At 65.4% G+C, this 24411-nt stretch carries 27 protein-coding genes; 13 read left to right on the top strand and 14 right to left on the bottom strand.

Features of this window, described 5'->3' with window-relative positions:
- Positions 1-133: 133 nt before the first annotated feature.
- A complete protein-coding gene (locus ACMGF8_RS16700; RefSeq protein ID WP_115582094.1) occupies positions 134-796 on the top strand; it encodes a histidine phosphatase family protein in 663 nt (220 codons plus the stop codon).
- Here the strand turns inward: ACMGF8_RS16700 and ACMGF8_RS16695 are convergent, their stop codons facing one another.
- Genes ACMGF8_RS16695 through ACMGF8_RS16680 form a run of 4 tightly spaced genes read right to left on the bottom strand, consistent with a single transcriptional unit; the run spans position 797 to position 4307 of the window.
- Complete coding sequence (locus tag ACMGF8_RS16695) at positions 797-2086, bottom strand: NAD(P)/FAD-dependent oxidoreductase (protein WP_416756800.1); 1290 nt, start codon at positions 2084-2086, stop codon at positions 797-799.
- Positions 2083-2829 (bottom strand): amino acid ABC transporter ATP-binding protein, encoded by a 747-nt coding sequence (locus tag ACMGF8_RS16690; RefSeq protein ID WP_060838613.1) that lies wholly within the window; start codon positions 2827-2829, stop codon positions 2083-2085. The genes ACMGF8_RS16695 and ACMGF8_RS16690 overlap by 4 nt, the downstream gene beginning before the upstream one ends.
- A complete protein-coding gene (locus ACMGF8_RS16685; RefSeq protein ID WP_011060581.1) occupies positions 2826-3482 on the bottom strand; it encodes an amino acid ABC transporter permease in 657 nt (218 codons plus the stop codon). Before ACMGF8_RS16685 ends, ACMGF8_RS16690 begins: the two co-directional genes overlap by 4 nt.
- A gap of 60 nt (positions 3483-3542) precedes the next feature.
- Positions 3543-4307 carry an ABC transporter substrate-binding protein gene (locus tag ACMGF8_RS16680; RefSeq protein ID WP_416756799.1) on the bottom strand — a complete coding sequence of 255 codons (765 nt, stop codon included), beginning with the start codon at positions 4305-4307 and terminating at the stop codon, positions 3543-3545.
- Positions 4308-4477: 170 nt separating this feature from the next.
- Here ACMGF8_RS16680 and ACMGF8_RS16675 point away from each other — a divergent pair, with 170 nt between their 5' ends.
- The 3 genes from ACMGF8_RS16675 (at position 4478) to ACMGF8_RS16665 (ending at position 7759) form a co-directional block, all read left to right on the top strand.
- Positions 4478-5254 (top strand): IclR family transcriptional regulator, encoded by a 777-nt coding sequence (locus ACMGF8_RS16675; RefSeq protein WP_060838611.1) that lies wholly within the window; start codon positions 4478-4480, stop codon positions 5252-5254.
- Between the two features lie 709 nt (positions 5255-5963).
- Positions 5964-7019, top strand: coding sequence for a permease (locus ACMGF8_RS16670; RefSeq protein WP_416756798.1), 1056 nt, complete (start codon positions 5964-5966; stop codon positions 7017-7019).
- 398 nt (positions 7020-7417) lie between these two features.
- Positions 7418-7759, top strand: coding sequence for a DUF3077 domain-containing protein (locus ACMGF8_RS16665; protein ID WP_416756796.1), 342 nt, complete (start codon positions 7418-7420; stop codon positions 7757-7759).
- Positions 7760-7811: 52 nt separating this feature from the next.
- Here ACMGF8_RS16665 and mnmH read toward each other — a convergent pair whose 3' ends face one another.
- The 3 genes from mnmH to ACMGF8_RS16650 are packed head-to-tail and all read right to left on the bottom strand — an operon-like array spanning position 7812 to position 10357.
- On the bottom strand, positions 7812-8912 hold the full coding sequence (mnmH, locus tag ACMGF8_RS16660; RefSeq protein WP_416756795.1) for a tRNA 2-selenouridine(34) synthase MnmH: 1101 nt from the start codon (positions 8910-8912) through the stop codon (positions 7812-7814).
- Positions 8912-9946 carry a selenide, water dikinase SelD gene (gene selD, locus ACMGF8_RS16655; protein WP_060838607.1) on the bottom strand — a complete coding sequence of 345 codons (1035 nt, stop codon included), beginning with the start codon at positions 9944-9946 and terminating at the stop codon, positions 8912-8914. The genes mnmH and selD overlap by 1 nt, the downstream gene beginning before the upstream one ends.
- 45 nt (positions 9947-9991) lie before the next feature.
- Entirely contained in the window at positions 9992-10357 is a 366-nt protein-coding gene (locus tag ACMGF8_RS16650; RefSeq protein WP_416756792.1) for a DUF4440 domain-containing protein, read from the bottom strand.
- A 250-nt stretch (positions 10358-10607) separates the two neighbouring features.
- On the opposite strand from ACMGF8_RS16650, the gene ACMGF8_RS16645 reads away from it, so the two are divergent.
- The 3 genes from ACMGF8_RS16645 to ACMGF8_RS16635 all read left to right on the top strand — a co-directional run bounded on the left by ACMGF8_RS16645 (position 10608) and on the right by ACMGF8_RS16635 (position 13061).
- Positions 10608-11555: a nucleoside-specific channel-forming protein Tsx gene (locus ACMGF8_RS16645; RefSeq protein ID WP_102864139.1), complete on the top strand. Its 948-nt coding sequence runs from the start codon at positions 10608-10610 to the stop codon at positions 11553-11555.
- A gap of 108 nt (positions 11556-11663) precedes the next feature.
- Positions 11664-12692, top strand: coding sequence for a purine-nucleoside phosphorylase (locus tag ACMGF8_RS16640; protein ID WP_416756790.1), 1029 nt, complete (start codon positions 11664-11666; stop codon positions 12690-12692).
- Positions 12693-12833: 141 nt separating this feature from the next.
- On the top strand, positions 12834-13061 hold the full coding sequence (locus ACMGF8_RS16635) for a DUF6555 family protein (RefSeq protein ID WP_011060569.1): 228 nt from the start codon (positions 12834-12836) through the stop codon (positions 13059-13061).
- A gap of 46 nt (positions 13062-13107) precedes the next feature.
- On the opposite strand, the gene ACMGF8_RS16630 is transcribed toward ACMGF8_RS16635, so the two are convergent.
- Entirely contained in the window at positions 13108-13278 is a 171-nt protein-coding gene (locus ACMGF8_RS16630) for a metallothionein (protein ID WP_102864137.1), read from the bottom strand.
- Positions 13279-13530: 252 nt separating this feature from the next.
- Here ACMGF8_RS16630 and glcD point away from each other — a divergent pair, with 252 nt between their 5' ends.
- The 3 genes from glcD to glcF are packed head-to-tail and all read left to right on the top strand — an operon-like array spanning position 13531 to position 17315.
- Positions 13531-15030: a glycolate oxidase subunit GlcD gene (glcD, locus tag ACMGF8_RS16625; RefSeq protein WP_115582089.1), complete on the top strand. Its 1500-nt coding sequence runs from the start codon at positions 13531-13533 to the stop codon at positions 15028-15030.
- A complete protein-coding gene (glcE, locus tag ACMGF8_RS16620) occupies positions 15030-16094 on the top strand; it encodes a glycolate oxidase subunit GlcE (protein ID WP_102864135.1) in 1065 nt (354 codons plus the stop codon). Before glcD ends, glcE begins: the two co-directional genes overlap by 1 nt.
- Positions 16095-16097: 3 nt before the next feature.
- A complete protein-coding gene (gene glcF / locus ACMGF8_RS16615; RefSeq protein WP_416756789.1) occupies positions 16098-17315 on the top strand; it encodes a glycolate oxidase subunit GlcF in 1218 nt (405 codons plus the stop codon).
- A gap of 77 nt (positions 17316-17392) precedes the next feature.
- Here glcF and ACMGF8_RS16610 read toward each other — a convergent pair whose 3' ends face one another.
- Both ACMGF8_RS16610 and ACMGF8_RS16605 read right to left on the bottom strand, forming a co-directional pair.
- On the bottom strand, positions 17393-17842 hold the full coding sequence (locus tag ACMGF8_RS16610) for a DMT family transporter (RefSeq protein WP_102864133.1): 450 nt from the start codon (positions 17840-17842) through the stop codon (positions 17393-17395).
- Between the two features lie 2 nt (positions 17843-17844).
- Positions 17845-18270, bottom strand: a complete 426-nt coding sequence (locus ACMGF8_RS16605; protein WP_249735905.1) for a DMT family transporter — start codon at positions 18268-18270, stop codon at positions 17845-17847.
- Between the two features lie 192 nt (positions 18271-18462).
- Between ACMGF8_RS16605 and ACMGF8_RS16600 the strand changes: the two genes are divergently transcribed.
- Positions 18463-19410, top strand: coding sequence for a LysR family transcriptional regulator (locus ACMGF8_RS16600; RefSeq protein WP_416756788.1), 948 nt, complete (start codon positions 18463-18465; stop codon positions 19408-19410).
- Between the two features lie 80 nt (positions 19411-19490).
- Here the strand turns inward: ACMGF8_RS16600 and ACMGF8_RS16595 are convergent, their stop codons facing one another.
- Positions 19491-20810, bottom strand: coding sequence for an Nramp family divalent metal transporter (locus tag ACMGF8_RS16595; RefSeq protein ID WP_416756787.1), 1320 nt, complete (start codon positions 20808-20810; stop codon positions 19491-19493).
- Between the two features lie 157 nt (positions 20811-20967).
- Between ACMGF8_RS16595 and ACMGF8_RS16590 the strand changes: the two genes are divergently transcribed.
- Entirely contained in the window at positions 20968-21429 is a 462-nt protein-coding gene (locus ACMGF8_RS16590) for a thiol-disulfide oxidoreductase DCC family protein (protein ID WP_416756786.1), read from the top strand.
- A 22-nt stretch (positions 21430-21451) separates the two neighbouring features.
- On the opposite strand, the gene ACMGF8_RS16585 is transcribed toward ACMGF8_RS16590, so the two are convergent.
- Genes ACMGF8_RS16585 through folE form a run of 3 tightly spaced genes read right to left on the bottom strand, consistent with a single transcriptional unit; the run spans position 21452 to position 23092 of the window.
- On the bottom strand, positions 21452-21979 hold the full coding sequence (locus ACMGF8_RS16585) for a DUF3833 domain-containing protein (RefSeq protein WP_102864128.1): 528 nt from the start codon (positions 21977-21979) through the stop codon (positions 21452-21454).
- A gap of 24 nt (positions 21980-22003) precedes the next feature.
- A complete protein-coding gene (locus tag ACMGF8_RS16580) occupies positions 22004-22531 on the bottom strand; it encodes a chalcone isomerase family protein (RefSeq protein ID WP_115582084.1) in 528 nt (175 codons plus the stop codon).
- Positions 22532-23092 (bottom strand): GTP cyclohydrolase I FolE, encoded by a 561-nt coding sequence (gene folE / locus ACMGF8_RS16575; RefSeq protein WP_102864126.1) that lies wholly within the window; start codon positions 23090-23092, stop codon positions 22532-22534.
- Positions 23093-23531: 439 nt separating this feature from the next.
- Between folE and ACMGF8_RS16570 the strand changes: the two genes are divergently transcribed.
- Positions 23532-24314, top strand: a complete 783-nt coding sequence (locus ACMGF8_RS16570; protein ID WP_115582083.1) for a hypothetical protein — start codon at positions 23532-23534, stop codon at positions 24312-24314.
- Positions 24315-24411 lie beyond the last annotated feature (97 nt).

Here is a 24411-nt window from a genome sequence, read left to right as displayed (position 1 = left end):
ATACCGCGGTTAGTCTGGCGCCTCATCGAACCAAACGCCGTCCAGGGACTCAGAAGCACTGCCTTCACCGGCCGTGATGACAGGGAACACACAGGTTTGTCAGCCTCCACCCCTTGCGCTGAAGAATCCCGCCATGCCCCTGCTCCGCCGCTTCAAGAACCGCGCCTACCTGCTGCTACCGGCCTTGCTGCTGGGCAGCGCCCTGTGCCTGTCGCTGGAGTCCAGCGTCAGCCGCGCGCAACCGGTGGACGGCACTCAGACCCTGGTGTTCCTGCGCCACGCGGAAAAGCCCGCCGGCGGCCTCGGCCAGCTCAACTGCCAGGGCCTGAACCGAGCCCTCGACCTGGCCTCGCTGCTGCCGGAAAAATTCGGCAAGGCGCAGTACGTGTTCGCCGCCAACCCGACACGCAATGTCGAGGAAGGCGAGCTGGACAACTCCTACAGCTACATCCGCCCCTTGATGACCATCAGCCCCAGCGCCATCAAGCTCGGCCTGCCGGTCAACATCGATTTTGCCGCCAACGACACCAGCGACCTGGCGGACGAGCTGCTGCACAACCGCTACCACAACGCGATCATCTACACCGCCTGGTCCCACGGTTACCTGCCGGAGCTGATCAACAAGGTCGCCGAAGAGGCCGTGGGCCAGAAGCGCCCGATCACCGAGGACTGGGCCTCCAGCGACTTCGACTCGCTGTACGTGCTGACCCTGACCTGGCGCAACGGCAAGGCCAGCCTGCACAGCCAGAGCTACAAGCAGGGCCTGGACGGCGGCGAGCAGGATTGCCCGAGCTGATCAGCCCAGGGCGTCGAGCAACCGGTACCAGGCAATCCCCGCCCCCAGGTAGAGGCGTTGCAGGCCATGCAGCGGAATCGGCCGCACGGGCGTGAGCGGAAACGGAAAGGCCTGCCCCGCTCCCGTCAGCCGCGCCGCCAGGTGTTTGCCCAGCAGGGTCGACAAGGCAATGCCGCGCCCGTTATAGCCCAGCAGGATCGACAACCCCGGCGCCGGTTCGTGCAGCTGCGGCAGAAAGCTCGGGGTCAGGGCCACGCGCCCGCTCCAGCGGTACTCGATGGGGGTGCCCGCCAACTGGGGAAACAGGTTCAGCAACGAGCGCTCCAGATGGTTCCAATCGGCATCCCGGCGCGGCTCGGAAAACGGTCCGCGCCCGCCCAGCAGCAGGCGTCCCTGGGCGTCCTGCTTGAAATACAGCAGCAGGCGCCGGGCATCGGAACACACCTCGCCGCCCGGCAGGATGCTCTGGCGCAGCTCGGCGGGCAGTGGCCGGGTGGCGATGATGAAACTGTTGGCGGCGATCACCGTCTGGCGCAGCCCCGGCCACAGGTCGTCGGTGTAGCCATTGGTGGCCAGCAGCACCTTCGGGGCGCGCACCCGCGCGCCACAGTCGGTCTCCAGGGTCCAGCGCCCGCCGTCGCGCTGCAGCTGCCGGACCCGGCTCTGGCCGTGAATGCTCACCCCCAGCCCCATCGCCACCCGGGCCAGGCCCCGGGCGTAGTTCAGCGGGTGCAGGCTGCCAGCCCGCGGGTCGACCCAGCCGCCCAGGTACTGCGGGCTGCCGATGCGCTGGCTTACCGCCGCCTTGTCCAGCAACTCCACGGCCACGCCGCGCTCGCGCCACTGCTCGGCGCGCTGCTCCAGGGTGCGCATCGCCGCGCCGGAAAACGCCGGCTGGATCCAGCCCTTGCGCGTGGCGTCGCAGCGAATGCGGTGTTCCTTGATCAGCTCGAACACTTCATCGGCCGCCGAGCCCACGGCTTCGATCAGTGCCTCTCCCCGCACCTGGCCGAATTTGGCCAGCAGTTGCTCGGGGTCGAACTTGAGCCCGGGGATCACCTGCCCGCCATTGCGCCCGGAGGCGCCCCAGCCGGGCTCGCCGGCATCCAGCACACAGACACGGGCACCGCTCTGGGCCAGGCGCAAGGCACTCACCAGCCCGGTGTAGCCGGCGCCGACAATCGCCACATCGACCTCCCGGTCCTCGGTCAGCGCCGGGGTGTGCTCGGCCGGCATGGCCGTGGCCGCCCACAGCGAGGGCGGCATGCGCAGAGGCTCGGACGCACTCATGCCTGCACCTCCGCACCCTGGTTGAGCAGGCGCCGCAGGAAGTCCTGGGTGCGCGGGTGGCTCGGGGTGCTGAGCACAGTGCGCGCCGGCCCGGCCTCGACGATGCGCCCGCTGTGAAGGAAGCACACCTGGTCCGCCACGTCCTGGGCAAAGCCCATTTCATGAGTGACCACGATCATGGTCATGCCCTCGTCGGCCAGCTTGCGCATCACCGCCAGCACCTCGCCCACCAGTTCCGGGTCCAGCGCTGAAGTGGGCTCGTCGAAGAGAATCGCCTCCGGGTCCATGGCCAGTGCCCGGGCAATCGCCACCCGTTGCTGCTGTCCGCCGGAGAGCTCGTCCGGATAGGCGTGCATGCGATGGGCCAGGCCGACCTTTTCCAGCAGGGCCTCGGCCCGCAGGCGTGCTTGCCGGGGGTCCTGCTTCTTGACGTAGATCGGCCCCTCGGTGACGTTCTGCAACGCCGTGCGATGGGGAAACAGGTTGAAGCGTTGGAACACCATGGCCACCCGGGTACGCAGCTCGTGGATGCTCTTGGCCTGCCGCTCGACCCGCGCCCCGCTCACCAGGATGTCGCCCTGCTCGTAGCTTTCCAGGCCGTTGATACAGCGCAGCAGGGTCGACTTGCCGGACCCCGAGGGGCCGATCAGGCACACCACCTCGCCGCTGCGCACCTCAAGGTCGATGCCTTCGAGCACCGCCACGTTGCCAAAGCTCTTGTGTACGCCCTTGATCTGGATCATGGCTTTCTCCGGGTGCTGATGCGCGCCTCCAGGCGGCGCAGGGCAAAGGACAGCGGCAGGCTCAGGGCCAGGTAGAGCAAGGCCACCAGGGTGTAGACGGTCATGTTCTCGAAGGTCGAGGACGCGATCAGCTGCCCGGCCCGGGTCATCTCGGCCACGGTGATGGTGGACACCAGGGACGAATCCTTGAGCATCATCACCAGGGTGTTGCCGTAGGGCGGCAAGGCGATGCGCAGGGCCTGGGGCAGCACCACCCGACGCATGATCATCGGCCCGCGCATGCCGATGGATTCGGCGGCCTCGATCTGCCCCTGGTGAATGGCCTGGATGCCGGCGCGGAAGTTTTCCGCCTGGTACGCCGAGTAGGCGATGCCCAGGCCGATCACCCCGGCCTGCATGGCGGTGAGCTGGATGCCGAAATCCGGCAGCACGAAGTAGATGTAAAACAGCTGGACGATGATCGGCAGTCCGCGAATGACGTTGACCACGCCGATGGCGAACAACGCCACCGAGCGCACCTTGGACACCATCATCAAGGCGAAGACCAGGCCGATCAGCGAACTGAGCACGAATGAGCCAACAGTGACCTGCAGGGTGACCACTGCGCCTTTCAATAGAATGGGCAGGAAGTCCAGAGCGTTCTGGAGAAACATGGAGAGACCCGTTTAATCAGCAAGAAAGGGACCCGGGCCAGGTGCCGGGCCGCGACTGGATCAGTTGAGCTTCCAGTGCTCGATGATGCGCTCCAGGGTGCCGTCGTCCTTGATCGCAGCGATCCCGCGATTGACCTCGGCCAGGGTCTGGGCATCGCCCTTGCGCACGATCAGGCACACATCGCCCATGACCACCGGCTGGTAGCCCTTGACCAGCCGCACCTTGTTCTGGGTGCCCTGGGCCAGTTGGTAGGCGAGGATCGGCCGGTCGGCGAAACCGGCCTTGATCCGCCCCAGGGCCAGGTCGCGCATCAGGTCGGGAATCGAGTCGTAGCCGCGTACTTCCTTGAAGATCCCGCGCTTGTTCAGCTCGTCGATAAACACCGTGCCGACCTGGGCGCCGACGGTTTCCCCGGCCAGGTCCTCCATGCGGCGGTAGTCGCCGGTGTCGTCGACCTTGACGATCAGGCCCTCGCCGTAGCTGAACACCGGATCGGAGTACTGCACCACTTTCTCGCGCACCGGGGTGCGCAGCATGGCGGCGGAGATGATGTCGATCTTGTTCGAGGTCAGGGACGGGATCAGCGCGGCGAAGGTGGTCTGCTGGATGTCCACGGCGAAACCGCCAGCCTTGCCCACGGCCCGGGCGGCATCGATCATCATGCCCTCGATGCTCTGGCTCTTGACGTCAAGAAAGGTGAAGGGAATGCCGGTGGCGGTGGCCCCGACCTTGTACAGCGGCTCGGCCTGGGCCGACAGCGAGAGGCCCAGGGCACAACAGAGTGCGAATACAGCGGGCGCAAGGACACGAGTGCGGGTATGCATGGCGAATCTCCCATTGGACGGTTTTATTGTTTGAAGTCCGTGATGGATAGCCTCTGGTGTGGAAGGCAGGAGGCATGGACCCGACTATAAACAATTTACAAAAATCGTAAAGAGATTTATAAATATCGAATATCGATATTCAAAACATGAAATAGCCAGACAGGACTGTCATGAGCGATAACAACAATTCCCTATTCAACCAGTCGCTGGAGAAAGGCCTGGCAGTGCTGCGGGCCTTCAACGCCGCGCAACGAACCATGAACCTGGCGGAAATCGCCGCGGCCGCCGACATCAACAAGAGCTCGGCGCAGCGCATGATTCACACCCTGGAACAGCTGGGCTACGTGCGTAAGCACCCGCAGACCAAACGCTTCCAGCTGACTCCGCGGGTGATGGAGATCGGCTACAACTACCTGGCTGCCGACACCCTGGTGGACGTGGCCAACCCGTTCCTCGCCGAACTGGCGCAGATCACCGGAGAAACCACCAACCTCACCGAGCCCGATGGCCTGGACATGGTCTATGTGGCGCGCTTCGTGGCGCCCAAGTTCATCCCCATCCACATGCCCATCGGCAGCCGCATCCCCATGTACTGCACCGGCTCCGGGCGCGCCTACCTCAGCGCCCTGCCCGCCGCCGAGGCCACACAGATCCTCGAAGCCAGCGAGCGCAAGGCTCATACCCGGCACACCCTGACCGAGCTTGCGGATATCCAGCGCGAGATCGAGCTCACCCAGCGCCGCGGCTACGCCCTGAACCCGGAGGAACTGTTCCTGGGGGACATGAGCATTGCCGCACCGATCCTCGGCAGCCAGGGCCTGCCGGTGGCCGCCGTGCACGTGGTGGTGCCCAGCAGCCGCTGGACCCTGGAGGAAGCTGAACGCAAGCTCGCGCCTTCAGTGATCGAATGCGCCCGGGCCATCCGCACCTCGATTCGCACCCTCTGAAAATCGCTCCCCTGTGGCCGCTGCCGCAGGCTGCGAATGGCCCGCAGGGACGCGGCCTTCTCAAAACCGACAGAGCTCCGACGGGAGATCGCCAAGCAAGGCCCTGCGGGCCTTCGCGCAGCCTCGCTGACGCTCGGCAGCGGCTACAGTCCAATGCCGGACGAGATGGGTGTAGCCGCTGCCGCAGGCTGCGAACGGCCCGCAGGGACGCGGCGCTCTCAAGACCGACAGAGCTCCGACACGAGATCGCCAAGCAAGGCCCTGCGGGCCTTCGCGCAGCCTCGCTAACGCTCGGCAGCGGCTACAGTCCAATGCCGATCCGAGATCGGTGTAGCCGCTGCCGCAGGCTGCGAACGGCCCGCAGGGACACGGCGTTCTCAAGACCGACAGAGCTCCGACGGGAGATCGCCAAGCAAGGCCCTGCGGGCCTTTGCGCAGCCTCGCTGACGCTCGGCAGCGGCTACAGTCCAATGCCGATCCGAGAGTGGTGTAGCCGCTGCCGCAGGCTGCGAACGGCCCGCAGGGACACGGCGCTCTCAAGACCGACAGAGCTCCGACGGGAGATCGCCAAGCAAGGCCCTGCGGGCCTTTGCGCAGCCTCGCTGACGCTCGGCAGCGGCTACAGTCCAATGCCGGGCGAGATCGGTTCGCGGCGCACCGGCGCCAGCGGCTACAATTCGCGCTTATTGTCTTGTGCGGAATTCCCTTCATGTCCAACCTCGCCTCCACCCAGCCCACCCGCGGCTGGGCGTTCTGGTGCAAACCCCTGCTGTTCCTGCTGGTGGCCGCCATCGGCCTGTATTACGTGAAGTGGTCGCCCTACTACCTCAAGGCCTTTGTCGCCGCCGACAGCCACAGCATCGGCGCGTCGATCCTCAACGATCAGCAAAGCTCGCCCTGGAGCGCCGCCCTGGCCTATTCCCAGGTGTACTTCCTGGCCATCTGGAAAGCCGCGGTGCTGGCGGTGATCTTGGGCTCGCTGCTGCAGGTGCTGATTCCAAGGGACTGGCTGCTGCGCCTGTTCGGCCGCGCCGGCTTCGGCTCGACCCTGCGCGGCGGGCTGTTCGCCCTGCCGGGCATGATGTGTTCCTGCTGCGCCGCACCGGTGGCCGCCGGGCTGCGGCGGCAGAAGGTTTCGGTGGGCGCGGCCCTGGCGTTCTGGATCGCCAACCCGGTGCTCAACCCGGCGACCCTGGTGTTCATGGGCTTTGTTTTGGGCTGGGGGTTTTCCGCCCTGCGCCTGGTGGCGGGCATCGTCCTGGTGCTGGGCGTGTCGCTGGTGGCGCAGCGGGTCGCCGGCCCCGAGCAACTGCCGGAAGCCGCGGTGGATGCGGTGGTGGAAGCCAGCACGGTGAACGAGCAGCCGTTCCTCAGCCGCTGGGGCAAGACCCTGTGGCAACTGTTCTGGAGCACCATTCCAATCTACGTGCTGGCGGTACTGGTGTTGGGCGCGGCGCGAGTCTGGCTGTTCCCGCACATTGACGGTGCCATGAGCGACAGCCTGTGGTGGCTGGTGCCCCTGGCGATTGCCGGGACCCTGTTCGTGATCCCTACGGCGGCAGAGATTCCCATCGTCCAGACCATGATGACCCTGGGCCTGGGCACCGGGCCGGCGGTGGCGCTGCTGATGACCCTGCCAAGCATCAGCCTGCCGTCGCTGCTGATGCTGCGCAAAGACTTCGATGCCAGGGTACTGGTGACCGTGGCCGTGCTGACCATGCTGGTGGGGATTGTCTGCGGATTGATTGGTGCGGTGTTGTTGTAGAGCCCTGGTTATCGTCTTGAAACACATTGATCAGGGAATGCCGCTCCAGAAACCAGAGTTTTCGCTTTGTTTTGTAAGGCTTGTCCGAGAGAATCGCCAACGCCTTTGAGCGGCTTGTGCCCTGGGTGTTCGTCAGGCAGTCTCCCCCGGTCGCTGCGCAATCAGCGGCTCGGATGTGGAAGTCCGGAAGGGTCATAGGTACAACGCTTCAACGCGCCTGCCGACGCTTTGCGCCTGCGGATACGTGTTATGGCGGCCATGCGTGGGGCACCTTCGGGTGCGCCGGGTTTTGGGTACCAAAAGACTCCCCGGTCTTCCACACCCACGCACGGCTGCCACCCTCTCGTGTGGAAGCGAGACCGGCGGCTCTACTTAACCTTAGAGTCGTAGGTACCCCAATGAAAAAGCTCGTCCCCGATCCACCCCGCCCGCTACGCGATCCCGAGCTGGATAGCGCCAACGCCAACCTGCTCGCCGCACTGAAACCGACCCAGGCACGCCCGTTCGGCCTGCGCGATGCCCAGGGCAATGCCCTGTTCAGCGTGCAAGCCGGGGTCAACGCCGAACAGGCCTTGAGGCACGTCGCCCTGCTGCTCAAGTGCGCCGAGGAGGTGTCCGATGAAATCACCGAGCGCGCCAGCGGCATCGAACGCGGCCTGATCTGGTCCATGGTGCATTCCGTGGAAATGGCCCGGGCCGTGGTCGAGGCCTTGCTCGACCGTCCACGCCCTGCCGGCTGACGCCCGCGCACACCGCGCGCTCAGGTGCTGTGAGCGCGCGGATCATTGAGCGCTAGCGCGAGGGCGACTGGCGCTGGCGCAGGTAATCGAGCACCGCGCCGTGCTCGCCCATGAACTCGATCCGCGCGCCCTTGCTCTCGCGTTGGTAGGCGTACATCGGGTCGTAGTATTCGCCGAGCAGGCCTTCGATCCAGGCCCGGTGCAGCTCCACATCGCCGCTGCGGGCCTGTTCCGCCAGCGCGGCTTCCATCAGCAGGAACAGGCGCTGGTGACGCTCGCCACCCAGGCGCTTGTGGATCTTGTTCAGGCTCTCCAGCAGGCGTTCGGCAAACAGGGAAAAACCTTCTTCGCCATGCACGGCCACGAACTCGGCGCTGAGGTTGACCACGTAATCGTCAAGGATGCGCTGTACCCGGCTGTCGAGGCGGTCTTCCAGCCAGACCATGGGCAGGCCCTGCATGCTCTGATACAGCGGCAGCGGCAAGGCGCAGCTGCCGATCATGCGGTTTTCGTCTTCCAGGACAAAGCTCTGCACGCCGCGCTCACGCTTTTTCAGCAGGTCCACCGCCAGGCGGTTTTCGAAGTCGATGTTGCTCGGCTGCCTGGTGGCGCGGCGGCCGAAGCTGGAGCCGCGGTGGTTGGCGTGGCCCTCCAGGTCCAGGGCGTTGTCCAGCTGGCCCAGCACTTCGGTCTTGCCGGTGCCGGTCATGCCCCCCAACAGGACAAAATCGCACTGCTGCAGGGCCTGTTCGGTGGTGTCCAGAAGGAAGGTCCGCATGGCCTTGTAGCCGCCGCCGACCCGCGGGTAGTCAATGCCCGCTTCCCTGAGCCACTGCTGGACGATCTGCGAGCGCAGGCCGCCACGGAAGCAGTACAGCAGGCCGTCGGAGTGAGCCCGGGCGAAATCGGCCCAGGCCTGGACCCGCTGTTGCTTGATGTCGCCGGACACCAGCTGATGGCCCAGGACAATGGCCGCCTGCTGGCCCTGCTGCTTGTAGCAGGTGCCGACCCGCTGGCGTTCCTGGTCGGTCATCAGCGGCAGGTTGAGCACCCCGGGAAAGGCGCCCTTGGTGAATTCGATCGGCGCCCGGGTGTCCATCATCGGCCGGTCGTTGAGGAAGATCTCGCGGTAGTCGGTGCAGTCCAGAGGCATCAGAACACCTCGACCGCGTGGCTCTGTCGCTCCACCAGTTCACCGATGGGCGCCAGTTCCAGGCCCAGCTCCGCCGCCAGGGCGAGGAACTCGGCATTGCCTTCAGGCGTCACCGCCACCAGCAGGCCGCCGCTGGTCTGCGGGTCGCAGAGCACGCGCTTGTGCAGCTCCTGGACCCGGCCGATCTTCTCGGCGTAGCTGCTGTAGTTGCGCAAAGTGCCGCCGGGCACGCAGCCCTGATCCAGGTAGTACTCAACCCCGGGCAGGCGCGGTACGCGGTCGTAGTGGATCTGTGCGGTGAGGCCGCTGCCATCGGCCATTTCCACCAGGTGCCCGAGCAGGCCGAAACCGGTGACGTCGGTCATCGCGGTCACCCCTTCGAGCTTGCCGAAACGGCTGCCGGGCTTGTTCAGGGTGCACATCCAGTCCCGGGCCAGACCGATGTCGGCGTCGCGCAGCTTGCCCTTTTTCTCGGCGGTGGTGAGCACGCCGATCCCCAGGGGCTTGGTCAGGTACAGCAGGCAACCGGCGGTGGCGGTGTCGTTGCGTTTCATGAAGCGCTTTTCCACCAACCCGGTCACCGCCAGGCCGAAGATCGGCTCCGGTGCGTCGATGGAATGGCCGCCCGCCAGGGGAATGCCCGCCGCGTCGCACACGGCGCGGCCGCCGCGGATCACTTCCCGGGCGATTTCCGGGGCCAGCACGTTCACCGGCCAGCCAAGAATGGCGATGGCCATCAGCGGGTCGCCGCCCATGGCGTAGATATCGCTGATGGCGTTGGTGGCGGCGATGCGGCCGAAGTCGAAGGGGTCGTCGACGATGGGCATGAAAAAGTCGGTGGTGGAGACCACGCCGCGCTCTTCGTCGATGGCGTAGACCGCCGCGTCATCGCGCGAAGCGTTGCCGACCCACAGCTTGGGGTCGAGGTTCTGCGCCCCGCTGCCGGCCAGGATCACCTCCAGTACCTGGGGGGAAATCTTGCAGCCGCAGCCGGCTCCGTGGCTGTACTGGGTCAGGCGAATCGGCTCGCTCATGGGGCACCTCGTCAAGTTCGGGACGCAGGATTCTAGCAGAGGGGGTCAGGCCCCGGGCCGGGGCGTGCCCTGGTGGAACAGCATCTGCCAGCGCCCTTCGCGGCAGCGCCACAGCGAACTGCGCCAGGCGCTGCCGGCCGCGCGCCCGCCGGCTGCGGCGTTATGGCACAGGTAGGTGACCTGGGCCAGATCGGCCGCCAGAAGCTGCAGCGAGAACTCGCTGATGCTGCGCTCGATGAAGTCCTGCTGGGGCAGGCTTTGCAGCACCTGGGCCTTGTTCCAGCGTCCACCGCTGGCGCCGAACTCGAGAAAGTCGTCGGCCAGCAAGGCCTCCAGCGCCTGGCGATCGGCGCGCACTTCGGCCTGCTGCAGGCGGGTTTCCAATTCCAGCAAGAGTTGATGCAACGCCATGGTCGAGCTCCGCAGAAAATCCAGCCCCGGACTTTAACAGTGCCCCGCTTTCGCGCGCACCGCCCCCTGCCCGGGCATTTTTTGACCCCAGAGCCAGCTTCCGAGGCGTTTCCAATTGTTTTTCAACCGCCTATTTCAAGTTGGTACGCCATGTGCAAACGTTTGCGAGTTGCAAATTTGTGGGTGTTCGCCACCGCCACGCGCGCGAACGGACATCAGGGACTTCACACCGCACGAACAGGGACTTTCCATGCACAACCGCTTCCCCCGTCATGGCCAATGGGCTGTTTCCCTCGGGCTGGCCGGCGTTACGGGTCTACTCAGTCACGCCACGCTGGCCCAATCCCCCGCGCCGGACGCGTCAGCCCAGGGCGAAAGCCTGAGCGCCGATGTGCAATCCGCGAAACAGGGTGCCTACCTTTCCGACTGGTACAACCAGGACCTGATGCTGATCGGCAGCAAGGACATCAGCTTCGGCCCGCGCCCGGCGGACGACATCTACCTGGAGTACGAATACTTCGGGCGCAAGGGCCCCTTCGAGCTGTACGGCTACATCGACCTGCCGAAGATCCTCGACATCGGCAACAGCCACGACAAAGGCATCTGGGACCACGGCTCGCCGCTGTTCATGGAGCACGAACCGCGGATCTCCATCGATTACCTGGCCGGTCGCAGCCTGGCCATCGGTCCGATCAAGGAGTGGTATGTGGCCTTCGACTGGATCTACGACCACGGCAGCCGCACCGCCAACCGCGCCAACACCCTGTACAGCGGCCTGGGCACCGACATCGACACCCATTCGCGGGTCAATCTCTCGGCCAACTTCTATGGCCGCTACCAGTGGGAAAACTACGGCGCCAGCAACGAGTATTCCTGGGACGGCTACCGCGCCCAGCTCAAATACATCGTGCCCATCGACAGCTACAGCAACGGTGCCTCGCTGACCTACATCGGCTTCACCAATTTCGATTTCGGCTCCGACCTGCACAAGGACAACCCGGCGCGCACCGCCAATGCCACGGTGGCCACCAACGTGCTGCTGTACGCCTTCACTCACCTGCGCTTCACCCTGGTGGGCCGCTACTTCCACAACGGCGGCAACTGGGAAGACGGCAGCGTGCTGAATTTCGGCGACGGCGAGTTCCGTGCCCGCTCCAATGGCTGGGGCTATTACGCCGGGGTCGGCTATCAGTTCTAGAGCAATGGCAAGCTTCGAGCGGCAAACGGCAAGACAAGAACGGTTGCGATGAGTTGCAACCTGGACCAGGCAGGATAAGCGCCGGTTAACGGCAGTCATGGAGGTTGTATGCGTGGGATTACAAAGGTTTCGTGGGTATTGGGACTGGGGGCTGTGCTGGCAGGCGGCGCCTGGGCCAATGAGGCGCCAATCAAGCCCAAGGTGGTGCTGATCAGCATGTTCGCGCCGGAAGCGCAGCACTGGATCGAGCGCCTGGAGCTCAAGCGCGAGATTCGCGTGCCGGGGCTGGCGGCGGAGTATCCGAGCATTCGCTGCAATGACCGGGACGTGTGCCTGTTGACCACCGGCATGGGCCAGACCAATGCCGCGGCGTCGACCCTGGCCCTGGCCCTGTCGCCGAAGTTCGACCTGCGCAAAAGCTATTTCCTGATTGCCGGGATCGCCGGCATCAGCCCGCACCACGGCACCCTCGGCACCGCGGCCTGGGCGCATTACCTGGTGGAGTTCGGCACCCAGTGGGAACTCGACTCCCGGGATGCGCCCAAGGACTGGCCCACCGGCTACCTGGGGATCAACACCAAGGGCCCCAACGAAAAACCGCCCCTGGACTACAAGACCGAAGTCTTCGAGCTCAACCCCAAGCTCCAGGCCAAGGCCTTCGCCCTGAGCCAGCGGGTGACCTTGAGCGAGAGCCAGGAATCGGCGGCCTGGCGCCTGAAATACCCCAAGGCCCCGGCCAACCAGCCGCCGGTGGTGACCCGCTGCGACACCCTGGCGGGCAACACCTGGTTCTCCGGCACTCGCCTGAGCGAACGGGCCGAAGTCTGGACCCGCCTGCTGACCGACAACAAAGGCACCTACTGCACCACCCAGCAGGAAGACAACTCCACCTACGAAGCCTTGCTGCGGGCCAGCCGCGAGGGTCTGGTGGACATCCAGCGCCTGGCGGTGCTGCGCGCCGGTTCCGATTTCGACCGCCCGGCGCCGGGGACCAGTGAAGTGGACAACCTGCTCAAGTACGCCGACCAGGGCGGCTTTGTCCCGGCCCTGGAGAACCTCTACCGGGCCGGCAATCCGCTGGTGCAGGACATTCTCAACAACTGGTCGACCTGGGAAAAAGGCGTCCCCGACGCCTGATCCGTGGCAACCCGCAGGAGCCGGCGTGCCGACGAAGGCGCGCTCAGGGCCATGACCGTTGGCGCCAGAGTCGGCCAATCAAAGTGAATTTTTGCGCCTGCGGGGGATCACTCAAGGATCACAGGGAGGAACAGAGGCTTTATGAACAACGCAAAACTCTTCGTCATCGAATACACCCTTCACGGCGCTCCCAAGTCCTTCATCATCCGCCAGGAAAAGATGGACAACGCCGAGGCCTGGCACTGGGCAAGCTGTGATGCGGGAGTGGGCCGCATCGGCCGTTTCGGCCGGGAACGGGTGAAGAAGACCAGCAAGCCCATGGCGGAAAAGTTCGGTATCGAGAATGTCACCTGGCGGCCTTCGGTCTAGGCCCGCCGCAAACGGGTGGGGCCGCAGCCCCACCCGTTTGCGCTCTTCAGCCGTGGGCGCCTTGGGCGCATTTGCACCCTTGGGTGGAAGCACAAGGCTCACCATGAGCGTGATGATCGGCGCAAGCCTGACAGCAGTAGTGCTTGCCGTGACGGACAATCGCATGGGGCCCCAGCTTGCAGGTGCAGGCCGGACAGGCGCAGGTTTCATTGGACATGGCAGGGTTCCTTTTTATCAGTCTTTCAGGGGACTCGATCGCCGCGCCACCTCAGACAATGGCAGCCACTGCACGGTACGAGCCCTCCAAAGACTAGGCCAACCCAGCCCCCCTGCCACGCCAACAGCGACTAAAGTGATTCGGCCAGCGCCCGCATGGACCGATGGCCACCCCGGTCCGGCCAGCCAATGATGCAGGCCGTGGTCATGCTGTCTCGACCTGACAAGAACAACCCAAGGTCATTCGCCGCCCATGACGATTCTCTATGACGAAACCCTCGACGGCGCCCTGCCCGACGTCGACCAACAGGCCCTGATCCGGGCCTTGCGCAGCCAATTGCCGGACCTGGAACTGCTGGACCAGGAGCCGCAGCTCAAGCCCTACGAATGCGACGGCCTCAGTGCCTATCGCACCACACCGATGCTGGTGGCCCTGCCGCGGCATCTGCACGAGGTCCAGCGCTTGCTGCAGATCTGCCATGAGCACCGGGTGCCAGTGGTCCCCCGAGGGGCCGGTACGGGTTTGTCCGGAGGCGCCCTGCCCCTGGAAAAAGGCCTGCTGCTGGTGATGGCGCGCTTCAAGGACATCCTGCAGATCGACCCGGCCGCCCGCTGCGCAAGGCTCCAGCCGGGGGTGCGCAACCTGGCGATTTCCCAGGCGGCGGCGCCTTTTGGCCTGTACTACGCCCCCGATCCTTCATCACAGATCGCTTGCTCCATCGGCGGCAACGTCGCGGAAAACGCCGGGGGCGTGCATTGCCTGAAATACGGCCTGACCGTGCACAACCTGCTGCAGGTGCAGATGCTCAGCGTCGACGGCCAAGCCATGACCCTGGGCAGTCAGGCCCTGGACGCGCCGGGGTTCGACCTGCTGGCGCTGGTCACCGGCTCCGAGGGCCTGTTGGGGGTAATCACCGAGGTCACGGTCAAGCTGCTGCCCAAGCCGCCGATCGCCAAGGTGCTGCTGGCGGCCTTCGATTCGGTGGAAGCCGCCGGCCGCGCCGTGGCCGAGATCATTGCCGCGGGGATCATCCCCGGCGGCCTGGAGATGATGGACAACCTGGCGATCCGCGCCGCCGAGGACTTCATCCACGCCGGCTACCCGGTGGACGCCGAAGCCATCCTGCTGTGCGAACTGGACGGGGTTGAGGCTGATGTGCATGACGACTGCGAGCGGGTGCGCCAGGTGCTGGAACGCGCCGGCGCCAGGGAGGTGCGACTGGCCCGGGACGAAGCCGAGCGCGTGCGCTTCTGGGCCGGGCGCAAGAACGCCTTTCCAGCGGTGGGCCGTTTGTCCCCGGACTACTACTGCATGGACGGCACCATTCCCCGGCGCCAGCTGCCGGGGGTGTTACGGGGCATTGCTCGTCTCGCCGCCGAGCATCAACTGCGGGTGGCCAACGTGTTCCATGCCGGCGACGGCAACATGCACCCGCTGATCCTGTTCGATGCCAACCGGCCGGGCGAGCTGCAGCGGGCCGAGGCCCTGGGCGGCAAGATCCTCGAACTGTGCGTGGCGGTGGGCGGCAGCATCACCGGCGAACACGGCGTGGGCCGGGAGAAAATCAACCAGATGTGCGCCCAGTTCAACGCCCACGAGCTGGCGCTGTTCCATGGGGTCAAGGCCGCCTTCGATCCCGGCGGCCTGCTCAACCCCGGCAAGAACATCCCGACCCTGCAACGCTGCGCTGAATTCGGCGCCATGCATATCCATCATGGGCAACTGCCCTTCCCCGAACTGGAGCGCTTCTGATGACGGCGCCTCCCGACGGCGATGCCAGCGCCGCGCTGCTGGAACAGGTCCGCAACGCCTTGCAGGACAGCACCCCGCTGCGCATCCAGGGCTCCAACAGCAAAGCCTTTCTCGGCCGCGAGTGCGCTGGGGAAATCCTCGATACCCGCAGCCATCGCGGCATCGTCAGCTACGACCCCACGGAGCTGGTGATCAGCGCCCGGGCCGGCACCCCGCTCAGTGAGTTGCACGCCACCCTGGAGGCCGCCGGGCAGATGCTGCCCTGCGAGCCGCCATCGTTCGGCGCTGGGGCCACCCTGGGCGGCATGCTCGCCAGCGGCCTGTCCGGACCGCGTCGACCCTGGGCCGGCGCGGTACGGGATTTCGTCCTCGGCACCCGGATCATCAGCGGCAGCGGCCAGCACCTGCGCTTTGGTGGCGAGGTGATGAAGAACGTCGCCGGTTACGACCTGTCGCGGCTGATGGCCGGCAGCTACGGCTGCCTGGGGCTGATCACCGAAGTCTCGCTGAAGGTCCTGCCCAAGCCCCGGCAATGCCTGAGCCTGAGCCTGGAAATGGACCGCCGGCGCGCCCTCGCGCAACTGGCCGAATGGGGCCAGCAGCCCTTGCCGATCAGCGCCGCCTGCCACGACGGCGAGCGCCTGCACCTTCGCCTGGAAGGCGGCGAAGGCTCGGTGGCGGCGGCCCATGAGCGCCTGGGCGGCGAGCCTCTGGATTCGGGCTACTGGGGCCAGCTCAATGAACAGCAGTTGGACTTCTTCAACCCCGGCCTGCCGCTGTGGCGCCTGTCACTGCCACACAACACGCCGCTGCTGGCACTGCCCGGCGAACAACTGCTGGACTGGGGCGGCGCCCAGCGCTGGCTGAAAACCGCTGCACCAGCCAGCGAGATCCGCGCCGCCGTCAGCGCCGTCGGCGGCCACGCCAGCTGCTACAGCCACGGCCTGCAGGACAGCCCGTTCCAGCCCCTGGCGCCGACCCTGCTGCATTACCACCAGCGGCTCAAGGCGCAGCTGGACCCGCAAGGGATCTTCAACCCCGGCCGACTCTACGCGGAGCTCTAGACCATGCAGACCACCCTCAGCCCCGAGGCCCGGCAACTGCCCCGGGCCGCCGAAGCCGAGCGCATCCTGCGCAGCTGCGTGCACTGCGGTTTCTGCAACGCCACCTGCCCTACCTACCAGTTGCTGGGCGACGAACTGGACGGCCCCCGCGGGCGCATCTACCTGATCAAGCAGGTGCTCGAAGGCGCCACCGCCACCGCACAGGTCCAGCAACACCTGGACCGCTGCCTGGCGTGCCGCAACTGCGAAACCACCTGCCCGTCCGGAGTCGATTATCACCACCTGCTGGACATCGGCCGCGCCGTGGTGGATGCCGCCCTGCCCCGGCCCGCCGGCCAGCAACTGCTGCGCCGCGGGCTGCGAGCGCTGAGTGCCAACCCGCAGCTGTTCAAGGCCCTGATCCAGGGCGGCAGCCGCCTGCGTCCGCTGCTGCCCCAGGCGCTGCAGGACAAGCTGCCGCGCCAGTTGCCCAGCGCCAAGCCGCGTCCGCCCCTGCGCCATGCACGGCGCGTGCTGTTGCTCGAAGGCTGCGTGCAACCGGGGCTGTCGCCCAATACCAATGCCGCGGCGGCGCGAGTCCTGGATCGCCTGGGCATCAGCGTGCAGCCGGTCGCCGAGGCCGGCTGCTGCGGCGCCGTGGACTATCACCTGGACGCCCAGGAAGCCGGCCTGCAGCGCGCCCGACGCAACATCGACGCCTGGTGGCCGCACCTGCAACAGGGCGCCGAAGCGATCATCCAGACCGCCAGCGGCTGCGGCGCCTTCATCAAGGATTACCAGCACCTGCTGGCCCATGACCCGGCCTACCGCGACAAGGCCCGGCAGGTCAGCACCCTGGCCCGGGACCTGGTGGAAGTGTTGCGCGCCGAACCTCTGGAGCAGCTCGGCGCCCACAGCGAACAGCGTCTGGCCTTCCACTGCCCCTGTACCCTGCAGCACGCGCAAAAGCTCGGCGGCGCCGTGGAAAGCCTGCTGCAGCGCCTGGGCTTCAACCTCACTGCGGTGCCCGACAGCCACCTGTGCTGCGGCTCGGCGGGCACCTATTCACTGACCCAGCCGGCGCTGGCGCGGCAACTGCGGGACGACAAGCTGCGCGCCCTGGAAAGCGGCCAGCCGGAGTTGATCGTCACCGCCAACATCGGCTGCCAGACCCACCTCGATGGCGCCGGCCGCACCCCGGTCCGCCACTGGATCGAGGTGCTGGAAGACGCGCTGAGCTGAGCTAAGCGACAAGCTCCGAGCTGGAAGCTGGAAGCTGGAAACTTGTGGCGTGTGGCGCGTGGCCTGCCACTTGCAGCTCAGGACCGTGCCTTGCTGCGGTACATGAACAACAGCGCCAGGGCCAGGCACAGCAGCGCCAGCAGGCGGTTGGACGACAGCTCGATGGCCGGGTTGCCGAACCAGCCGAAGTTGTCGATCAGCATGCCCATGGCCAGTTGTCCGAGGATCACCGCCACCGTGGCCACCGCGGTGCCGACCCGGGGCACCGCGCCGACCATCACCAGCATGTAGACCACGCCAAACAGCGCGCCAGTGAGTTGCCATTTCGGCGCCTGCAACAGGCTCATGGCCTGAGGGGGCTGGAAAAACACAATCAGCAGCCCGGTGATCAGGGCACCCACGGCAAAGGTCAGCAGGCTGCTGCGCAATACCCCCACGCTTTCACCCAGGCGGCCATTGATCGCCGCTTGCACACTGAGCACCGCACCCGCAGCCACCACCAGGACCAGCAAAAGAATCAGGTTCATGTTCAACCTCGGGCGATCAGGATCAGGGCCACGACAATCAGCACCAGGGCCAGCCAGCGTTCGCCATTGACCGGCTTGCGGGCGCTGCCGAACCAGCCGAAATGGTCGATCAGCACGCTCTTGCCCACCTGCCCGGAGAGGATCGCGATCATGGTCATGGCAATGCCGATATGGGGCGTGGCCAGGGTCAGCACCACCACGTAGATCGGTCCCAGCACCCCGCCGAGCAATTGCCAGCGCGGCAGTTGGCTGAAGGCCGGCCCCGGCTGCGGACCGCTGAACAACAGCAGCAGAAACAGCAATGCCGTGCCCACGCCGAAGATGCTCAAGGTCGCCCACAAATGCCCGACCTGGGCGCCCAGCGGGCCGAGCAAGCCGGCCTCCACCGACAGGCCCATGCCCGCCAGAATCACCAGGGGCAACAACATCAAGCGCTGCCAGCCAGCGCGGGGGTCAACCTGGGCCGCCGGAGTCGGCAGCACTGGATCTAACACATTGGAGGACATGCAACACCTGCTTGGGAATCAAGGAATGGCGGGCATTATCGATTGCGCCCTCTTTGCGATAAATGGGAGCATGCCGACAACACCTTTGCGTAAAACGCACAGCAAGGATTTCCTATGCAAGGCTTCAACGACCTGGGCTTCAAGGCCCTGCGCCTGTTCATCGCGGTGCTCGACCAGGGCAGTTTTTCCGCCGTGGCACGCCGCGAGGGGCTGGCGCCTTCGTCCATCTCGCGGCAGATCCAGCTCATGGAACAGGCCCTGGGCCAGCAGTTGCTTTATCGCCACACCCGCGCCGTCAGCCCCACCGAGGCCGGGCGCTTGCTGGGCCACCATGCGCGGCGGGTGCTGGCGCAATGGGAAGAAGCCGAACAGGCGCTGCAGGAACAGCAGGACGAACCGGCCGGGCTGGTGCGGATCAATGCTCCGGTAGTGTTTGGCCAGCGACACCTGGCGCCCTGGCTGGGCGAGCTACTGGGCCGCTACCCCAAGCTGCAACTGGAGATCCAGCAGACCGACAACTACATCGATCCTTTGCAGGACGGCACCGACCTGCTGTTTCGCATCGGCACCCTGGAAGATTCCTCGATGCAGGCACGCCTGCTGGCCCCGCAGCGCTACCGGGTGGCGGCCAGCCCCGCCTATCTGGAACGCCATGGCACGCCACAGCACCCGCAGCAGTTGCAGCAGCACCAGTGCCTGGCCTACAAGGGCGAAACCGGCCAGCAGCGCTGGTTCTTTCGCCGGGGCCGGGAAGACTGGACGCCCTACAGCGTCAAGGGCCCCCTGACCGGCAACCACGCCGACACCCTGACCCAGGCCGCCGAACAGGGCCTGGGGCTGGTGATGTTTCCTTCCTGGCTGATTGGCGAGGCCCTGCATCAAGGCCGCCTGGTGGCCTTGTTCGAAGACTTCGACGTGGCCACCAGCCTCGAGCCGCAGCAGATTGCCGCCCTTTGGCCCGGCAGTCGGCGCCTCTCACTGAAAGTGCGCACGGTGATCGACTTCTTCGTCGAGAAATTCGGCCCGGAGCCCTATTGGGATCGCCGCGCCCCCGCCCCGTAACCCTAGGAGCTGGCTTGCCAGCGAAAGCGCCGGCAAGCCCTGCACAAGACTCAGCGGCCCCTTCGCCGGCCAGCCGGCTCCTACAGGAAGAGTTGAGCGATCAGCCAGGCGTTGGCTGCGCTGATGACAGCAAACAGGCTCCAGGCCAGCCATCGCGTCGGCCAACGGTTGACGAATTCGCCCATCAGGCGCCGGTCGTTGGTCATGCGGATCAGCGGGTACAGAGCAAACGGCAGTTGCAGGCTCAGCACCACCTGGCTCAACACCAGCAGTTGGCCCACTGCGCCATCCCCCAGCAGCCAGACGCCAATGAACGCCGGGATCAGCGCCAGCCCGCGGGTGATCAGGCGCCGTTGCCAGCAGGGAATCCGCAGGTTCAGGTAGCCCTCCATGATCACCTGCCCGGCAATGGTCCCGGTGAAGGTCGAGCTCTGCCCCGAGGCCAGCAGCGCCACGCCGAACAGCACGCTGGCCAGGGCTCCGCCCACCAGTGGGTCGAGCAGATGGTAGGCATCCTGGATCTCCACCACGTCGCTGTGGCCGGTGTTGTGGAAGGCCGCGGCGGCGAGGATCAGGATCGCCGCGTTCACCAGCAGCGCCAGGGCCAGGGAGCCGATGGTGTCGATGCGCGCCAGCTTGATGGCGTCGGCACGACTGGCCCGGTCCTGGCCGATCAAGCGGGTCTGCACCACCGAGGTGTGCAGGTAGAGGTTGTGGGGCATCACCGTGGCGCCGAGGATGCCAATCGCCAGGTACAGCGGTGCGGCGTCGCTGATGGCCGAGAGCGACGGGGTGAAGCCCCGGGCCACGTCCGGCCAATAGGGTTTGATCAGCAGCAGTTCAATGAAGAAACACACGCCGATGGTCGCCACCAGCGCCAGCATGATCGCTTCCAGCCGGCGAAAACCGCGGTTCTGCAAGGCCAGCACCAGCAAGGTGTCGAAGGCGGTGATGACAATCCCGGTGCTCAGGGACACCCCCAGCAGCAGGTGGAACGCCAGGGCACATCCCAGCACTTCGGCCAGGTCGGTGGCGATGATCGACACCTCGGCCGCCAGCCACTGGGCCCGGGCCGAACGGCGGCTGTAGCGCTCCCGGCACAGTTGCGCCAGGTCGCGCCCGGTGGCGATACCCAGGCGTGAGCACAGGCATTGCACCGCCATCCCCGCCAGGCTTGCCAGCAACACCACGAACAGCAGGTTGTAGCCATAGCGCGACCCCGCCTCGATGGCGGTGGCCCAGTTGCCCGGGTCCATGTAGCCGATGGAAATCAGCAACCCGGGGCCGGCAAAACGCAGCAGGCGCTTGAACAGCGAAGCGCTGGGATCGACGGACACGGAGCCCGCCACCTCCGGCGGACAAAAGGGGGCGGTGGCTATTTTCGGTAGGCTGAATTTCACGGGGATTTCCACGACGAATTGACGCAAGGGCTCAGCTTAGAGGTTTCAGCACAGCCACCCAAGCCTGATTTTTCACCCTGAAGGCGAGTATGCTGCTGCCACTCCAGACCCTTGCGACGCCTGCTGCAGGTATCGATTTCCCGCCCAAGGTGGCCCCGTGAACAGCGCTGCGACACCCCCCGAACCCGACACCCAGCCCCCCTTCCTGCAACCCGGCGACCGGGTGCTGCTGTTCGATGGGGTCTGCAAGCTGTGCAATGCCTCGGTGCGTTTCGTCATCCGCCACGACCGCCAGCGACGTATCAAACTGGCATCGATGCAATCACCCCAGGGCCAGGCGCTGCTGAAATGGTTCGGCCAGCCCACCGAGCAGTTCGACAGCGTGCTGCTGATCGAGGACCAGGGGCTGTCGCAACGCTCCGAGGCCTTTATCCGCCTGATGGCGCAACTGCCTGCCCCCTGGTGCTGGCTGCGCCTGTTGCGCTGGATTCCCCGGCCGCTGCGGGACTGGGGCTACGACCGTATCGCCGGCAACCGCTACCGCTGGTTCGGCCGGCATGACGTCTGCCTGCTGCCCAGCCCCGACCATCACGGGCGCTTTCTCGACGAGCCGTCCTGAGTCCGGAGCCGGCCAGCGCGCCTCAGCCGGGCTGACGGCGGAAGAACAGGGTCACCTGCCCCAGCTCGAAACCGAACTTGGTCATGTAGGAACGATTGGCCAGGGTGTTTTCGTCCAACAGGTACATCCAGTCATCGAAATGCACCTGATAGGTGGTGCCGTCCACCGGCAGGTTGAGCACGTAACGCCAGCGCAGGGCATTGCCGGAGACTTCGCCCCGGGCCTCGCCGACCACGTCGTCGGCGGTCCCGCGCCACAGACCGGGCCCCGTCGGGACCAGGGTCCAGATCCGGGTCTGGCGGGTGCCATCGCTGTAGGTAAAGTCCTCATGCATGATGAACTTCTCGCCTTCGCTGCGGCTGTTGATCTGCACATGGAAGCGCTTGATCACCTCACCGGAGCGCTTCTGGAACAGGCCCCAGGCCTCGACCCGGCCACTGAAGAACTGCCGCAGTTCCAGCTCGGGCTTCTGGTCACGGTACTGCTTGACGTCGGTGTCGCTGCAAGCAACCAGGCCAAGGCACAGCACCAGCAAGTATTTCTTGAACATGGAACATCTCCTGTGCTGCGCCCGCTATCGGCCCAGCAGTTGTGCGCGCAACTGCGGATTGCGGGTGCGCGGGTCGAGCCAGATGGCAAAGAACGCTCGGGCGAAGGCCTCGTCGTCGACCACGTGCTGCAAGCGCTGGTCGACAAAGAACTGCACCCCGCGACCGGGCAGGAACACCCCGGTGATGCGCTGGCCCGGTTCGACATCGACGAAGGCGCGCTGCATCTGCGCCTGCCAATCCTTGAGTTGCTCCGGGCTGACTGCAGTGCCGGACAAACGCTGGATCTCATCCAGGCTGGTCTGCACCAGCTCGTCACGACGGATCGTGCGCCGATAAGTCAGCTCCAGGGCAAAGGGGCTGTCGGCCGTCAACGGCAAGGCCGTGCCCCAGAGCCGGGCGTTGTAGACCTTGAAGCCGAACCAGCTGAACTCACCGCTGCCCAGCAGCCGTGCATTGGGCAGCGACTCTTGCCAGCCGGCACTGGCGGTGGCGCTGAACAACACCAGCAGCCACAACAACCGCGCCGCGAGCACTCGCCGGATGCTGTTCATTCAAGACCGCCTGGGCAACAGCTGGAGAAATTCCTGGCGGGTACTGGCGCAGTCGCGAAAGGCCCCGAGCATCACTGAGGTGTTCATCAGCGAGTTCTGCTTCTCGACCCCGCGCATCATCATGCACATGTGCCGCGCCTGGATGACCACCGCCACCCCGGCCGCCCCGGTCACTTCCTGGACCGCCTCGGCAATCTGCCGGGTCAGGTTTTCCTGAATCTGCAGGCGTCGCGCATACATGTCGACGATCCGCGCCACCTTGGACAGCCCCAGCACCTTGCCGGTGGGGATGTAAGCCACATGGGCCTGACCGATGAAGGGCAGCAGATGGTGCTCGCACAGGGAATACAGCTCGATGTCCTGAACCATCACCATCTCGTCGCTGGTGGAACTGAACAACGCGCCGTTGACCAACTCTTCGAGGCTGGTGTCGTAACCGTGACACAGATAACGCAAGGCCTTTGACGCTCGCTGCGGGGTATCGCGCAGGCCCTCGCGGGATGGATCTTCACCCAGCCCCTGAAGAATGCAGTGGAAATGCTCGGAGAGAGGATCGTACATGGCGCACAGGTTCCGCAAAGTGAATGAGGCGGGCAAATCCTTGCACGCGCCAAGGGGAAAAAGAGGGCCCCGAGGTGACCAACCACACAACTGGCCCAGCCCTGATTCCACCAGGGCTTGACCTCGGGAACCCCAAAGTGTGGAGAGTGACAGCCTGGACAGCTAAAACTGGCCAGTGATCACCTCATCTCACACTGAAAAACCTATACGAGAATTTCATTTTTGTACAACTTTTATCGATTAAAACCCGATAAAACCCGTAAATACTTGTACAAAAAAACTCAAAAACCGATTCAGCCTCATTATTTCGTACAAGAAAAACCCGCACCAGCCTGCTCTCTCCGGTGCTTCGCTTTTTGCCAGATACACGTGCCAGATACGCGTCAGATGCAGGGTTGGATGCTAGGGTGGCGCACCGTTCATCCACCGAGCCCCCCCCATGCTGCTGTTGAAACTGCTGACAGTTCCCGGATTCCTGCTGTTGATTTCCCTGGCGAGCAAGCGCTGGGGGCCGAATGTTGCCGGCTGGCTTGCGGGTTTTCCCGTGGTGGTGGGGCCGATCCTGCTGTTTCTGGCCCTGGAGCAAGGTCCGGTGTTCGCCACCCACGCCGCAGTGGCTGCCCTCTCGGCATTGTTCGCCATGATCGCTTTCAGCGTTGCCTACACCCATGCCGCGCAGACCCTGGCCTGGCCTGGAGCCCTGAGCATCGCCACCCTGGTCTGGGTGCTGCTGGCCAGCGTGATCGCCCAGGTCCCGCCCTCCCTGGGGTTCTCGATTTTCTGTGCCGCCAGCGCCCTGTTGCTGGCGCCCCGGGTGTTTCCCCGGGTCAAGACTGTGCCCGCCCTGCCCGGCACCCAGTCGGACAAGCTGGTGTACCGCATGCTCGCCGGGGCCCTGCTGACCCTGGCAGTCACCTTGCTGGCCAGCACCGTTGGCGAACGCTGGAGCGGCATGCTCGCAGTCTTTCCGGTGCTCGGCAGCGTGCTGGCGGTGTTCTCCCACCAGAGTCACGGCGTGGCCTTCACCACTGTGCTGCTGCGCTCGCTGAGCACCGGCCTGTATTCCTTTGCGGCGTTCTGCCTGGTACTGGCCCTGGCCCTGCCGAAACTGGGAATGCTCGCCTTTGGATTGGCAGTGGCGGTGTCAATGCTGGTGCTGGGTTTGAGCAAGCGCCTGTTGGCGCGAAGCACCATCAGTTGCGCCGCCAGACAACATCCTTGAACCGCAAATAAACCGGCACAAAACCTCGGCATACAGAGACTGGCGCCGAACTCAGGCACTCATGCATCATGCGTCGTCAGTCTTATGGAAGAGTGTG

Origin of the sequence: Pseudomonas sp. BNK-7 (assembly GCF_048072025.1) — a bacterium.
Taxonomy (GTDB): domain Bacteria; phylum Pseudomonadota; class Gammaproteobacteria; order Pseudomonadales; family Pseudomonadaceae; genus Aquipseudomonas; species Aquipseudomonas danubii.
This window is presented reverse-complemented; position numbering and strand designations above follow the sequence as displayed.